General features: G+C 51.8%; 12 protein-coding genes and 1 tRNA gene. 4 read left to right on the forward strand and 9 right to left on the reverse strand.

The features are described from left to right. Positions 1-21 precede the first annotated feature (21 nt). The 3 genes from IP582_RS17450 to iraP all read left to right on the forward strand — a co-directional run bounded on the left by IP582_RS17450 (position 22) and on the right by iraP (position 2,566). Positions 22-98 (forward strand) — tRNA-Pro (locus IP582_RS17450). Between the two features lie 552 nt (positions 99-650). Continuing rightward, complete coding sequence (locus IP582_RS17455; protein ID WP_193793946.1) at positions 651-1,766, forward strand: acyltransferase; 1,116 nt, start codon at positions 651-653, stop codon at positions 1,764-1,766. A 452-nt stretch (positions 1,767-2,218) separates the two neighbouring features. Beyond that, positions 2,219-2,566 (forward strand): anti-adapter protein IraP, encoded by a 348-nt coding sequence (gene iraP / locus IP582_RS17460; protein ID WP_039079935.1) that lies wholly within the window; start codon positions 2,219-2,221, stop codon positions 2,564-2,566. 21 nt (positions 2,567-2,587) lie between these two features. On the opposite strand, the gene IP582_RS17465 is transcribed toward iraP, so the two are convergent. The 4 genes from IP582_RS17465 to mqo form a co-directional block, all read right to left on the reverse strand. Next, entirely contained in the window at positions 2,588-3,151 is a 564-nt protein-coding gene (locus IP582_RS17465; RefSeq protein WP_193793947.1) for a hypothetical protein, read from the reverse strand. After that, the gene (locus tag IP582_RS17470) at positions 3,148-3,549 is read right to left on the reverse strand and encodes a septal ring lytic transglycosylase RlpA family protein (protein ID WP_079496270.1); all 402 of its coding nucleotides are present in this window, start codon (positions 3,547-3,549) and stop codon (positions 3,148-3,150) included. The genes IP582_RS17465 and IP582_RS17470 overlap by 4 nt, the downstream gene beginning before the upstream one ends. Positions 3,550-3,893: 344 nt before the next feature. After that, entirely contained in the window at positions 3,894-4,361 is a 468-nt protein-coding gene (locus IP582_RS17475) for a hypothetical protein (protein ID WP_193793948.1), read from the reverse strand. Between the two features lie 295 nt (positions 4,362-4,656). Beyond that, positions 4,657-6,315 carry a malate dehydrogenase (quinone) gene (gene mqo, locus IP582_RS17480; RefSeq protein WP_039079932.1) on the reverse strand — a complete coding sequence of 553 codons (1,659 nt, stop codon included), beginning with the start codon at positions 6,313-6,315 and terminating at the stop codon, positions 4,657-4,659. A gap of 278 nt (positions 6,316-6,593) precedes the next feature. Here mqo and IP582_RS17485 point away from each other — a divergent pair, with 278 nt between their 5' ends. Next, a complete protein-coding gene (locus tag IP582_RS17485) occupies positions 6,594-7,829 on the forward strand; it encodes a SulP family inorganic anion transporter (protein WP_193793949.1) in 1,236 nt (411 codons plus the stop codon). On the opposite strand, the gene mgtE is transcribed toward IP582_RS17485, so the two are convergent. From mgtE to apbE, 5 genes are all read right to left on the reverse strand, one after another. After that, positions 7,792-9,228, reverse strand: coding sequence for a magnesium transporter (gene mgtE / locus IP582_RS17490; RefSeq protein ID WP_193793950.1), 1,437 nt, complete (start codon positions 9,226-9,228; stop codon positions 7,792-7,794). The two genes, IP582_RS17485 and mgtE, sit on opposite strands and share 38 nt — an antisense overlap. 158 nt (positions 9,229-9,386) lie before the next feature. Beyond that, positions 9,387-11,030 (reverse strand): multidrug ABC transporter permease/ATP-binding protein, encoded by a 1,644-nt coding sequence (locus tag IP582_RS17495; RefSeq protein WP_193793951.1) that lies wholly within the window; start codon positions 11,028-11,030, stop codon positions 9,387-9,389. Between the two features lie 73 nt (positions 11,031-11,103). Then, positions 11,104-11,754, reverse strand: coding sequence for a DNA oxidative demethylase AlkB (alkB, locus tag IP582_RS17500; protein ID WP_193793952.1), 651 nt, complete (start codon positions 11,752-11,754; stop codon positions 11,104-11,106). Beyond that, positions 11,754-12,818 (reverse strand): bifunctional DNA-binding transcriptional regulator/O6-methylguanine-DNA methyltransferase Ada, encoded by a 1,065-nt coding sequence (gene ada / locus IP582_RS17505; RefSeq protein ID WP_193796300.1) that lies wholly within the window; start codon positions 12,816-12,818, stop codon positions 11,754-11,756. The genes alkB and ada overlap by 1 nt, the downstream gene beginning before the upstream one ends. An 87-nt stretch (positions 12,819-12,905) precedes the next feature. Next, positions 12,906-13,949, reverse strand: a complete 1,044-nt coding sequence (gene apbE, locus IP582_RS17510; protein WP_193793953.1) for an FAD:protein FMN transferase ApbE — start codon at positions 13,947-13,949, stop codon at positions 12,906-12,908. Positions 13,950-13,965: the final 16 nt, after the last annotated feature.

Below are 13,965 nucleotides of genomic sequence, written 5' to 3' on the forward strand. Positions count from 1 at the left end.
GGTACTATTACCGCCACAAATCGGCACGTAGCGCAGCCTGGTAGCGCACTGTCATGGGGTGTCAGGGGTCGGAGGTTCAAATCCTCTCGTGCCGACCAAATTTCCCTAAAAAAACCAACCTTTTACGGTTGGTTTTTTTTATACCTGAAAGTTGGCGATAATAAAATAATTGGTTAAAAACCAGGCCATTGATGCCAGCCAACCACTTTATCATGAAGGAGTGGCCCATCAGTTTCGCGAATTACGGGTTGCTAACATAAAGTTCAAATCAAGTCCGCTGACGAATGAGATGATTACGACTCAACGTAACTGCTGGTAACTCTTCTGTAGGCTCCTCGTTTTCTGTGCTCCCGTTCAGAGGCCCAGAGATAAATGGTGTTGTCACATACCAACATATATAGAGGATGGTGTATGTCACTTTTACGACGAAGCTCACAGGCAGAAATACTTGCTTCGGCCTCCTGGAAGATACTGATAACCTGTTCGTCGGAAAAGGCTTCTTCATGGGCATACCTTCAGGTTGCTGATGAAGATTTTTTTAGCAACGTGGTATGTTAATAATTGAGAGCAAGTCAGGCATAAGTGTCGACGGGAACATGCTGCTAATGTTAAAGTTAATTTAGAATGTTGCGAAATCGGAATAATATTTAATGAATCCACAAAAAAAAAATCTAACAACTTCTGTTGCTCCTGGTGGACGAAATTTGCACCTCGATGGTATTAGGGGTATCGCTGCTTTATCTGTAGCGCTATTTCATTTTTTTAGATCTTTTGACAACCAGTTCATCTCCTATGAAAAACCGATAAACCATTCTCTTCTAAGTTCAATGTGGAATGGTCATTTTGCTGTAGCTTTGTTTTTCGTTTTAAGTGGGTATATATTCTTTAAGAAATTTTATTTATCTTCATTTAAAAAAGGGTTAAATGCTTCCGTAAAGCGATTTTTAAGATTAAGCGTCCCTATTATGTGCGTATGTTTTTTTGGATATTTAATTCACAGATTTGGTCTTTTCTATAACGCAGAAGCATCTGTTGCAGCTCAATCAGATTGGCTGGCCAGGTGGTATAAATTTCAGCCAGACCTCAAACTTGCTATTATTGAATCTATCTGGACAGACTTCGTATCTTTTGATCCAACTCTCACATATAACTCCAATTTATGGACGATATCGTATGAGTTAATCGCAGTAATTATTGTTATTGCTTTTGCAGTTGGATGTAAATTCATTAACTTTTATGCTCAAGTTTTTTCCTTAGCAGTGCTATTGTTTTTTTCCTACAATACACACTACTTTGAATTTATGCTTGGAGCAGCACTTGGCTTGCTTACAAGCAAGCACCGCAACCTTCCTTTGTTGGTAAGTATCACTTTTCTTATTCTAGCCTTATCAATGGCAGCGTTAGCTCTTCCACCAGCTCTTATGCCATTTTCAATCAACGCCACGTATCCCATTGCTGCATTTTTATTATTAACAAGTGTATCAATGAACAATTTCGTTGCTAAGATTTTTTCAAATCCCGTTTTTATAAAACTTGGCGATATTTCTTTTGGTTTATACCTGATACACTTCTTAACTATCAATAGCATTGCTTCATTTATTTTCCTTAAAACAGGTTCCCTATCCATAACATTCTTCTTATATATTACATCTACTCTTATACTTTCTTATATGTTTGCTTCTTTTGTCGATCATCCATGGACACATCTTCTGGATCGATTGTTCAGAAAGCAGAGTTCTACTTTCTCGATGAGCAACGTAAGTTAAAAACAAATAATAGCTTAATGCCTATAACCCTATGACATTGTTCTGAGGGGTACAGGCATCGTAGTTTTTGGGTGAAACAAAATTTTCAGTATCTGTGTCAGACGGTGCTACCTCTCGTGCCGACCAAATATTTCACCGGTAAGCTTTTACGCGACCGGTTACCCCTTGAGAACCCGCAATCTCTCTGAGTTTGCGGGTTTTTTAATGCCTGCAATACTCTCGCGTCTTTAGCGTGGACCCCCCTTACCGATGAAAAACAGTGCGGATAACGCGTTTGTGATCAGATGCCAGAGTGGTTTTCACCTGATTCCTGATGCAGATCTTTTCACATCTGTGCCCGGCTCAGCATTTTTCAACGCGTGAAATATCCTAAGCTCATTTAGGCTTACATAACGCCATGCTTACTTCTTGTAGATAGCCAAAACTCATGCGGATCAGGGGCAGGGAATCACATGAAAAACGTCATTATCAGTATGATCGCAAAGATTTCAAAGATGGATGCGGAGGCAAAACAGCTCACTGCTCGCGTAGAGGCGCAGTCACTGTTACTTAGCGCCCTGGTGCTCACGCTGGGGAAAAATGGCGGCGTCCGCGAGATTATTGAAAACGTAAAGAAAGCCATCAACACGGCGGTGGATGTCTCCGACACGCCGCTTAAATCCGACGCCGAAATGCTGCTCAGTGAATTTACCGATCTGCTTTCCGTCACCCAGTTGCTGGATGACGCTGAATCAGAAATTGATTTCGAAACACTGAATGATCTTTTATCGAATACCGACGATAACCCCGAGCAGAAATGAGTACCGAAAGACCTGTCCCTGTCAATTACAAGACTGAGGCATCAATTTGTTGGTGTTTTCCCGCCAGCCATAACAGCTCGCTTTGAGCGCAGTCGGTTTAGGTTCATAAAGGACTAACAATCGCTGACCGGATTCATTGATTTTCCAACTGACGCTGGCTGCCGTCTTTTCCGCCAGTTTTATTGGTCGGTTTTGTGTATCAAGTCCATACAGTTCAACTTGCCCGGCTGCGGCACCAAATTGAAGCGTCACGGCCACAAGAGCATTTCCTTGCCAGCGCCATTCAGGCAGAGGTTGCAGCGCAGGTGACCAGGCTTCCGGCCAGCTTGTTGACCACACCGATGAGGCAGCCCCTTTATCCTGCTTAAATAACGCAAGGTAAGAAACGCTGGAATCTGCCCGTCCTTCCTGCCAGACGACCCAACGCAATGCCCCCTGAGGCTCGGCATCCATGAGACTCAAATTACGTACCGGTTCCGCCATGATGCGATTAATCGCATCAGGCGTTTTGTTTTCCGCTGCCTGCACGGCAATACTGCTGATAAAACCCAGGGCAAAAAAAGGAATAGCAAATAGAGTCTTCATGGGGTTACAGGTCCCTGTAGCGTGCTGGCTGGCACAACGATGATGGATTGTAATGTAATCAAGCCTGCAGTTTTATCGGTAATAGCATTGATCGGCCGGCCACTCAGATAAGCAAACGCAGCTCGACTTAAATCAAGGACACGAGCCATTGAACCATCGCCAGCCCCACGATCATTCACTTTGACGATGACTGACCGCCCCTGGTATGTCAGTTTTAGTTTTGTGCCAAGCGGTACGGCATGCCAGCGTTCACGTGGCAATAAAGCGGCGGTATACGCCGTATGGGTGTAAAGATCGCCGCTCGCAGTCATTTTATTGAGAAAGAAATCTGAATAAGTCGAAGCCACACCAGATACTGGAAGTCCCATTCTTTGCTCCGCAATGATGTTAATAAACATGCGCCCTTATTAAGGAAGAAGCTAATAATAAACCTAACTTTTTAGCCGCGTAACAATAGAAACAAACATTCAGCAATGACTCAGATTAATCTTAATCACATGCCGTTCAGATATTTTATGGCGGAAAAAGAAGGCGGCAGACACCTTCTTGTTGCGCCCGGATAGTCAGCAAAATACCGACCAGAACAGCGACTATCGAGACGGCTATCTGACCGCAGGCAGCAGAGGTGGTCAGTAGGGTTTCAGGGGGAATGATGGTTGCGGTTTTGCTGCTGTTGCTGGCAAATCAGACTATCCACCGATGAGGTATTCCCCCCCTTTGCCCGGCGCTACTGGCGGCAAAATCAATAGGTATTGCACACCGTTTGCCAGCCAATTTTATTGCAGTAGGTGGTTTTCGGCACCGAGTTCTGGAGAGTTTGCAAAGACTGACTGAGCGCCTGTTGTTGCTGTGCGGCAAGCTGTTGCTGTTGATAATTATGCTGTTCTTGCTGCTGACGTTGGACAATGGCGACGGCAAAGCTATCGCACTGTGCTTTTGTCGGTGGCGTTTTTTCTGCCGCTGCTGACATTTCATTGAATGTTGTCTGATAAAACACCGGGTCATAAGCCCAGCTATTTAAATCGCGCGCAGCGTAATTTTTCGCTGCTGCAGCAATCTGATAATCCAGAAAGCCAAGCGAGACACATTTGTTTGCCGCGACATCGGCAAGAGCAATGCGTTGGTAATTGACATAAGGGATGGTGGGTTTTGGCGTAGCACAGCCAACAAGCACGGCGGCAAACGTTGCAGTAAGAAGAAAACGTGTCAAAAGAGGATCCTTAGAGACGAAAAATGATATTTATCGCAAATAAGCATCCTCTACCTATACAAAAAAGTAAATAAATCATAAGGGTGCTAAAGAGGATAAATCGTCTCTATGAGACCGTTCCGACCCGACGCTCCCTAGCGCAACGTGCTACTGCAAGGGCCGCCGTAAGACTGAGGACAGTTGCCGTGGCAATGAAGAGCGCACCAATGGCCTTTGAAAAACATCAACGGTAACGAAACAGATTTAAGTCGCTTAAACGTTGCGACAAAAAAACCTGCCGAAGCAGGTTTTTCGATTACAGCGCAATATCCGCCGCGGGTTCATTCTCCGCCGGCACAACATGCGAGGGTTTTCGTACCGGCGGCGTAGCATCCGCCAGCGGCGATTCGTCGCATTTCAGCCCCAGCACGCGACTGGTGTAATGCAACTCTTCATCCGAGGCTTCAACGTTGCCGTCAAGCTTCACGCCGAGGAACGGAATGATCTCTTTGAGTTTCGCCTGCCACTCAGGAGAGGCGACTTTTTCCGGGAAGACCTTCTGCATCAGTTCCAGCATGATCGGCGCTGCGGTGGACGCGCCCGGCGATGCGCCCAACAGCGCAGCGATAGTGCCCTCTTTGTCGCTCACCACTTCGGTGCCCAGACGAAGTTCGCCCAATTTCTTCGCATTGCGTTTGATGATCTGCACGCGCTGCCCGGCCTGCCACAAACGCCAGTCCTCTTTTTTAGCCAGCGGATAATACTCGCACAGGGCATCAAAGCGATCGTCGTCGTTTTGCAGCACCTGGTTCATCAGGTATTTCACCAGACTGAAATTGGTCATCCCGACGCTTAACATAGGCAGGAAGTTAGAACTGTTAGTTGAGCGCAGCAGATCCCACAGCGAGCCATTTTTCAAAAAGCGCGTTGAGAAGGTGGCGAACGGTCCAAACAGCAGCACGCGTTTGCCATCAATGATACGCGTATCGATATGCGGCACCGACATCGGCGGCGCGCCCACTGTCGCCTGACCGTAGACCTTCGCCAGATGGCTATTCACCACGTCAGGGTTTTCGGAGACCAGGAACTGGCCGCCGACCGGGAAGCCCGCGTATTCCGCCGCTTCCGGGATACCGGATTCCTGCAACAGTTTCAGCGCGGCGCCACCGGCGCCAATAAAGATAAATTTAGCCTTGATAACCTGATCGACGCCGCTGTTTTTCAGGCTGGCAATGGTCACATTCCAGGTGTTATCCGCATTGCGTTTGATGCTGCGGACTTCACTGCCCAGTTTCAGCGAGAAGTTGTCTTTGCGCTGTAAGGAATGAATCAGTTGGCGGGTAATCTCGCCGAAATTCACATCGGTACCGATTTCCGTCCGCGTCGCCGCCACTTTCTGCTGCGGGTCGCGCCCTTCCATTACCAGCGGCGCCCACGCGCGGATCTGCTCGTGGTTTTCCGTATAGCGCATGCCACGGAATAACGTACTTTGCTGCAACGCTTTGTAGCGGGCACGCAGGAAGTTAACGTTGTCATCGCCCCACACCAGACTCATGTGCGGGACGGTATTAATGAATGAGCGCGGTTCGCTCAGCACACCGGTTTCCACCTGATGCGCCCAGAACTGACGAGAGATACGAAACGCTTCGTTAATCTCAATCGCCTTTTTGATGCTGATTGTTCCATCCTGGTTTTGCGGGGTGTAGTTCAGTTCCATCAAGGCGGCGTGCCCCGTACCGGCATTATTCCAGCCGTTGGAGCTCTCTTGCGCCAGCGCGTCCAGCCGTTCCACCATGGTGATCGACCAGTTGGGCTCCAGCTCCTGGAGGTAGGTTCCCAACGTAGCGCTCATGATCCCACCACCGATTAAAAGCACATCCGTTTCCTGCTCTTTCGATGCGTTAGCTTTTGCTGCCGCGGAGACAGCATTAAGCCCGACAGCCATCGAAAACAGTCTGGCAGTCATTCTTTTCATAATGTTAATGCCTTACTTTTAGTGCTGCTTTATTAGCAGTTATCGCGGGTAACTTCGTTAGCGCATCTAACCTAGCACGGGGGAAAGAGGATTTAAATAATGTTTAAACATTAAATAGTCATTGCATAAATGTTATTAATAAGTTTAATAATTGCATTAAAAATAACCATGTTTACTGGCAAATTTTGCTAAGAAACAGTAGTATTCTCCGCTTTGTCAAACACATGACACCCTATCCTTTTATTGATGCCTGTCGTTAATCACCCCTGTAAAAAGTTATGACTGAAAAATTATTCTCCCCGACGGGTCGGGTTAGCCATGTGCTGCGCTCCCCTCAATTGATGACACGCGAAGCGCTGGCGGGTGTGATTACCGCGCTGGCGTTGATTCCGGAGGTGATCTCCTTCTCGGTGATCGCGGGCGTCGATCCCAAAGTCAGCCTGCTGGCCTCCGTGGTGCTGTGCATCAGCATGTCGTTGCTGGGCGGGCGACCGGCGATGGTAACCGCAGCGGCCGGTTCAGTTGCGCTGGTGATTGGCCCGATGGTGCACCAACACGGCGTGGAATACATTCTGCCCGCCGTCGTGCTTGCAGGCGTTATACAAATTATCTTTGGCTTAACGCGAATGGCGCGTCTTATGCGCTTCGTGCCACAAGCAGTGATGACAGGCTTTGTGAATGCGCTGGGTATTTTGATTTTCTTCGCCCAGGTGCCCCATTTCTGGAGCCGCGAACCGCTGATCCTCGCGCTCTTCGTCCTGACAGTACTGATTGTCCTGTGGTGGCCACGCTGGGTTAAAAGCGTGCCCGCGCCGCTGGTGGCCATCGTGGTGCTGACGTTATTTACCGGCCTCACGGGACAAACGCTGCCTACCGTGGGCGACGAAGGTCCTATGCAAGGCGGCCTGCCTGGCTTCACCGAATGGCGGGTACCTTTTAACCTCGCCACCCTCGGCATTATCTGGCCCTGCGCGCTCAGTATCGCCTTTGTTGGCCTGTTGGAATCATTGTTGACCGCACGTCTGGTGGATGATTTAACCCATACGCCATCCAGCAAAAGCCGGGAGAGCGCCGGGCTGGGGATCGCCAATATCCTCGCGGTTTTTTACGGCGGTATCGCAGGTTGCGCAATGATTGGGCAGACCATCGTCAATGTGGAAATGGGCAAAGGACGCAGCCGCGTATCCACCATCGTGGCGGGGCTGGTGCTCTTATTGCTGGTGACGGCACTGAGCGAGGTAATGGCGGAAATTCCGATGGTGGTCCTGGCGGGCATTATGACCATTGTCGCCTGTAAAACCTTTAGCTGGCATAGCCTCTATCCGGCAACGCTGCAACGCGCGCCGATTGCCGAAACCGTGGTGATGATCGTCACCGTTGCGGCAACCATCAGTACTGGCAATCTGGCGATTGGCGTACTGGCAGGGATGATTGCGATGGCTCTCCTTCCTGCACGTTTACATAACGCGCGTGGCGCTACAGCAGAAAAATCGTCGCCAGCCCAAGAAAAATAAAAAAGCCCCCGGTATCGGTAATCGCCGTGATCATCACGCTCGAGCCGACCGCCGGGTCACGCCCGAAACGCACCATTGTCATTGGGATAAGCACGCCCATCAATGCCGCCATCAGCAAGTTGAGCACCATCGCCAGCGTCATCACGCCACCCAGCGCAGCATCATCATAGAGTAGCCAGGTAACGGCCCCCATGATCCCTCCCCACACCAGACCATTCACCAACGCCACACCCATTTCACGCAAGACTAAAAAGCGAAAATTGCCCGGCTGAATGGTCTGCAACGCCAGGGCGCGAACAATCATTGTGATGGTCTGATTACCGGTGTTTCCGCCGATACCGGCAACAATAGGCATCAACGCGGCCAGCGCTACCAACTGTGAAATGGTGTGTTCAAAACCGTCAATCACCCGTGAAGCAATAAATGCCGTGCACAGATTAATCGCCAGCCATGCCCAGCGGTTTTTCACCGCACGGGTCACCGGCGCAAAAACATCCTCTTCGGCACTCAGACCACCCATCTGACGCAAATCGTTGTCAGTCTCTTCGTAGACCACATCCACGATATCGTCGATGGTAAGGCGGCCAATTAATTTGCCGTCGGTATCGGTAACAGCCGCGCTAATTAAGTCATCGCGTTCAAAGGTGTGCGCCGCGTCTTGCGCATGTTCATCAGGCGAAAAGGTGACCGGATCGTCATTCATCACCTCGCCTACCCGGCAGGCACTGCCTTTCAGTAAGATGGTTTGCAGCGCCAGCTCGCCAAGCAGTATGCCGTCACGTCCGGTGACAAAGAGTTTGTCGGTGTTTTCCGGCATCTTGCCCAGCCTGCGTAAATAGCGCTGTACGGTGGCCAGCGTCAAATTCGGACGCACGGTGATCACTTCAAACTCCATGATCGCCGCAACGCAGTCTTTGCCGTAGCGCATCACCTGGCGTACCCGGGCGCGATCGGTTGCCGGCAGTGTTGCCAGCAGACGCCCGGTCAGATTACGCGGCAGATGCTGCACCAGCCAGATTTGGTCGTCGATATCCAGCGTTTGCAATGCATCCAGCAGCGCCTTATCACTCATTCCATCAATCAGGTCTTCCCAGACGTTTTCCGACGCTTCCAGCAAGACTTTGCCACGTTTGTCATCTTCTACCAGTCGCCACAGGGCAAGACGCCCGTCTATCGGTAACCCTTCGAGGGTATCGGCTAAATCCGGCGCCGGTAAATGCGCCACTAACGCGTTGACCTCAGCCATGTCACTGCTGAGCTTATCGGCGTCAAACTGTTCCGCCAGAGTTAACTCGCCAAGCAACGTTGCGGTGAGTGATTTTTCGGTGGTGAGAAGCCAGATTAAACGCGCACGTTCCTGATCGCGTAATCTGCTACTGCTTTTTTTGCTGACAGACATTGGACGTTCCCTGCGTAGTAACTCACCTTTATGAGATGAAGGCGTACAGGTCTAAGCATAGCGGCAGGTGATGTAAATATTAATAAGCCGCGCGTACAGATGGGTAAAAGAGAGATATTTTGCTAATTTTCCGGGCGTTTCCGCCCGAAAATTAACCATCACGCCGTGCGGGCAACCGCATCGCGGGAGGCGAGCTCACGCTCCTCCCCGGTCAGTTCGCTTAATTGACCGTTACGCATTTCCAGCAAACGATCGGCATGGATAAAGTAATGATCATCGTGGCTGATGGCGAAAATGGTTTTCCCCATCGCCTGCATCAGCGGTAACAGCACCTGGTAGAACTCGCGACGGAAGTGTGGATCCTGGTCGGCAGCCCACTCATCAAGCAGCAAAATATCGCGCTCTTCCGCCAGTGCCAGCAGTAGCGCGACTCGCTTTTTCTGCCCTTTCGACAGTTTCAGATCGAGGATTTTGCCATCCCTGAGCTCCAGCTTGTGCGCCATTTTCAACTGTTGCAACCAGTGGTCCACCAGCGCCGGATCCGCCTGTTGACCATCCGCGCCCAGCAGTTGATCAAACAGCCAGACATCGGTAAACACGGCGGAAAACAGCTTGCGATAATCCTCCGGCTTTTCCTTCGCCAGCGGCTTACCGTCCAGCAGAATTTCGCCAGAAACCGGTTCATACAATCCAGTTAACAACATCGCCAGCGTCGATTTACCGCTGCCATTGCCGCCAATCAGGAAGACCAGCTCGCCGCGCCTGAGCGTCAGGTTAATCGGCCCCACGGAGAACGTTTTGTCCTGATAGGTAAAAGTGACATCGCGCAGTTCCAGCGTTTCCCAGTTCGGGTAAAGCTGCGGTCGCGGGAACTCAGGCTGATACGGCGCCAGCGAGAACTGCTTAAGTTTATTGAACGCCACCTGCGCGCTCAATAATGTCGGCAGCGCGCCAATGGCTGAGAGCAGAGGGGTGCGCAGGAACAAAAGTGTCAATGAGTAGGTCGCCGCGACATTGGTATCTGCCCAGCCCAGACTGTTTGCCATCCAGAACACCAGGCCAATCGCCCCCAACATCATGATATTCGACCAGTTCACCGCGCTCAGGTGGAAAGTGTCAGCACGGATAATGTGGTGGCGATATTCTCGGGCATCCGGCAGATACAGATTGTTATAGACATGCCCGGCACGCTCGCGATTAAGGGTCAGCTCTTTGCGCCCTTCCAGTACGGTCTGAAAGTCGTTGTACAGCTTGTCTTCGGTTTCACGCAGCGTCGCCATATGTTTATAAACACGGGAGACCAGAATAAATCCACCCCAGATAGTCAGTGCCATCCACAGCGCGGTGATGACCAGCATTTTACCGGACAACCAGGCCAGATACGCCGAAGAGCCAATCGTCAGAATAATCCCCTGCACCAGTTCCGGCAGACGCACAAACGCAATGGTAATACTACGTACGTCGCTGGTCAGCCCGGCCAGCAGCGTGGCACTGCCAAGCTTTTCAATACGCTCAACAGGGGTGTCGAGTATGCGCTTGATAAACTCACCGCGCAGGCGATAGACAAAATGGTGGCCGAGGGTGGTTAATGCCAGTTGAGACCCCAGCGTCACCGCCATCAGCAACAGAAGTAAGCCCAGGAACTCCGGCAACACGGCCAGCGACATATCCACCGTTTCAATCAGGCGGAGATTGATAAAGGCAATAAGCCCGATGCCCAGCGCGGCGCTAAGCAGCGTTAGCGCGATAACGGCGATAAAAGGCCAGCGGTACTGCCGCCAGACCAGCAGGAGAAGTTCCATCACAAAACCCGGTCAACCAAAACAGCCAGCAGTTTAAACGGCTGATTGTTTACATCAAGAATAATTCTTATTTTTATTCAATCTTTCTTGCCTGGCGAAAAGTGAGGTTAAAACGGCACTCTCCGGTCGCCGGATGATGCCCCGGTTTAAGCGGTAAAATGCCATGATAAAACAGTCGTGACGCCCCACCCCACACCACCACGTCGCCGTGCTCAAGCATTAAACGTTGTATGGGGTCATTGCGTTTAAGGCCACCAAACTGGAACACCGCCGGCAGGCCAAGCGAGACAGAGACGATAGGCGCACGTAAATCCGGTTCGTCTTTATCCTGATGCAACGAGAGTTTCGCACCGGGTACATAACGGTTGATCAGGCAGGCATCCGGTCTGAAATCCGCATAGTCTGCCGCCACCGCCGCATCATGGCAAAGCGTCGCAAAAGCATCAGGAATAGCAGGCCAGGGATTGGCCGTTTGTGGATCAATCCCTGAATAGAGATACCCTCTGGCGTCGGTCGTCCAGCCCACTTCGCCGCAGTTGGTCATCGCCACCGACATGGTGTAGCCGCCGGGCGTTACCATATGACGCAGCGGCGACACCTGCGTTACCGCCTCAATGCCCGCCAGTAAAGCCTGTGCTTTTGCCAGCGCAAAACGCCGCAGGACCACCGCGCCAGGGGCGAGAGGTTCTTGCCAGGGTTCTTCATCGGCAAACAAATCGAGCATTATGTCTCCTTCGATTCTGATTCCTGCCGCAGAAGGCGGGCTTTACGCGTCGCCCCCCAACGATAACCGGACAGCCCGCCATCGGAGCGAACCACCCGATGACAAGGCACCACAATGGCAAGCTTGTTCGCCGCACAGGCTCGGGCGACGGCACGCACCGCGCCCGGCTTACCAAGGGTGTTTGCCAGCGACTGATAACTGACGGTTTCCCCCACCGGGATGGCGCGCAGCGCGTTCCAGACCTGGAGCTGAAATGCCGTACCGCGCAAGTCCAGAGGCAGGGTAAAAGGTGAAGCCGGATTATCAATGCGCCTCACGACCTCCTCAACCTGTTCAACAAACCTTTCATCTGCCTGCTCGCGTCGGGCTCCGGGGAAGATACTTCGCAGTTCCTCCAGCAGTGCGTCCTCGTTATCAGCCAGCAAAATGGCGCAGATCCCGCGTTCACTTTGCGCCACCAGGCAATGCCCTAAAGAACAATGACTCAGGGCATAGCAGACATCCGTATCGTCACCGCCGCGCCGATACTGGCGCGCCGTCATTCCCAGCGCGGCGTCAGCCTGCCGATAGTAGCTGCTGTTATCGGGAAACCCTGCCGCCAGTACCGCATCGGTGATCGTGGCGCTTTCATTAAGCGCGTTGCGCAGACGCTGCGCACGAAAAGCAAGCTGCCAGGCTTTCGGCGTCATGCCGGTTACGGACTTAAACAGCCGGTGGAAATGCCAGGGGCTCATGGCGACGGCATCCGCCAGGGTTTCCAGGGTCACACTCCCCTCCTGTTCCAGCAAGCGACAGGCCTTTTCCACTTTTGCAATCCGTTGCTGCTGCGGGTCCGCTCTTTCAGGCTGACAGCGTTTGCAGGGGCGAAACCCGGCAGCCTGCGCGGTGTCGGCATCGGGGTAAAAACCGACATTCTCGCGCAGGGGTCGACGTGAACGGCAGGAGGGGCGGCAAAAAATGCCGGTGGTTCGTACCGCGAAGACAAATTGCCCGTCGTGGCTGGCATCACGCGCGCAGACAGCCTGCCAGCATTGTTCATCGGTCAACGGTTGTTGATATAACATCGTGGATGTTTTCATCTCAGGCTCCTCTTTCAAGCATAGCTTCACTGTGCCCGATAGCCCGGACGAAAAAACCCGCATTCTTGCTGTCTAATTTTTCTCGTTGAGCAGAAACGCAGAAAACTGTGGCGACATCCAGGTGGTAAACTTGTCACCTTCCCGCATGATCATATAGACCGCCAGCCCCTCTTTGCGCACGATATCCTGCGCTTTCGCCGTGCCAAGCACCATCAGGCCGGTATCCCAGGCATCAGCTTCCAGTGCGGTGGGGGCAATCACCGTCACCGAGACCAGATTATGCTCAATGGGGCGGCCGGTCTGCGGGTCAATCACGTGGGAAATGCGTTTACCGTCCAGCTCATAGTAGTTGCGATAGCTGCCAGAGGTGCTGATGCCGTGGCCATTAATATCCACCACCGCCTGCACCGCATTTTCCTGGTCGGTTGGTTTTTGTATCGCTACACGCCAGGGTTGTCCCTGCCCGTTCATACCCCGACTGACCAGCGCTCCCCCCACCGACACCAGATAGCGCGAGATCCCTTCACGCTCCATCAGGCGCGCAAGATGATCGGCGGCATACCCTTCGCCAACGGTCGAGAGGTCGACGAAAAGATCCGGCAGATCTTTTTGCAGATACTGCTGTTGCGCCTCGTTAATGACCTTAAGATGTTGTAACCCGGTACGCGCTTTGGCCGCATCGATTTGCGCCTGATCCGGCACTTTGTTGGGCTGCTTGTCCGGCCCAAAGCCCCATAAATTTACCAGCGGTCCAACCGTGATATCCATTGCCCCCTGCGTGTGGGCTCCAACGCGCAATGCGGCGGTGACAATATCAGCCATATCGGCGCTCACCGGCCACGGCGCCAGACTGGCAGAATGGTTAAAGCGCATTAGCGCCGAATCGGGTTTCCACGTTGATAGCGCTTGATCGTCGGCATCAAGTTGCGCCTGAATTTTCTGCGTCAGGCTTTTCGCTTTCTCCGGGCTTAACGCGATGGCGCTCACGCGCCAGAAGGTGCCCATCGTTTTGCCTTCAAGCACAGTGGAGGGCTCCACCTGGGAGGCGGGGTTATCGCATCCGTTTAATAATGCGAGCGCAAGCAGCAGGCCTGCACGCAGAAATGTCGTCGCCATCGTCTTTTCCCTATCC

It is taken from the genome of Citrobacter sp. BDA59-3, assembly GCF_015167655.1.
Taxonomy (GTDB): Bacteria; Pseudomonadota; Gammaproteobacteria; order Enterobacterales; family Enterobacteriaceae; genus Phytobacter; species Phytobacter diazotrophicus.

Bases quoted from the DNA above. Each gene is read 5' to 3' on its own strand.
- mqo (WP_039079932.1), bottom strand. From the start codon at position 6,315: ATGAAAAGAATGACTGCCAGACTGTTTTCGATGGCTGTCGGGCTTAAT.
- IP582_RS17495 (WP_193793951.1), bottom strand. From the start codon at position 11,030: ATGGAACTTCTCCTGCTGGTCTGGCGGCAGTACCGCTGGCCTTTTATC.
- IP582_RS17455 (WP_193793946.1), top strand. From the start codon at position 651: ATGAATCCACAAAAAAAAAATCTAACAACTTCTGTTGCTCCTGGTGGA.
- alkB (WP_193793952.1), bottom strand. From the start codon at position 11,754: ATGCTCGATTTGTTTGCCGATGAAGAACCCTGGCAAGAACCTCTCGCC.
- IP582_RS17465 (WP_193793947.1), bottom strand. From the start codon at position 3,151: ATGAAGACTCTATTTGCTATTCCTTTTTTTGCCCTGGGTTTTATCAGC.
- mgtE (WP_193793950.1), bottom strand. From the start codon at position 9,228: ATGTCTGTCAGCAAAAAAAGCAGTAGCAGATTACGCGATCAGGAACGT.
- apbE (WP_193793953.1), bottom strand. From the start codon at position 13,949: ATGGCGACGACATTTCTGCGTGCAGGCCTGCTGCTTGCGCTCGCATTA.
- iraP (WP_039079935.1), top strand. From the start codon at position 2,219: ATGAAAAACGTCATTATCAGTATGATCGCAAAGATTTCAAAGATGGAT.
- ada (WP_193796300.1), bottom strand. From the start codon at position 12,818: ATGTTATATCAACAACCGTTGACCGATGAACAATGCTGGCAGGCTGTC.
- IP582_RS17485 (WP_193793949.1), top strand. From the start codon at position 6,594: ATGACTGAAAAATTATTCTCCCCGACGGGTCGGGTTAGCCATGTGCTG.
- IP582_RS17470 (WP_079496270.1), bottom strand. From the start codon at position 3,549: ATGTTTATTAACATCATTGCGGAGCAAAGAATGGGACTTCCAGTATCT.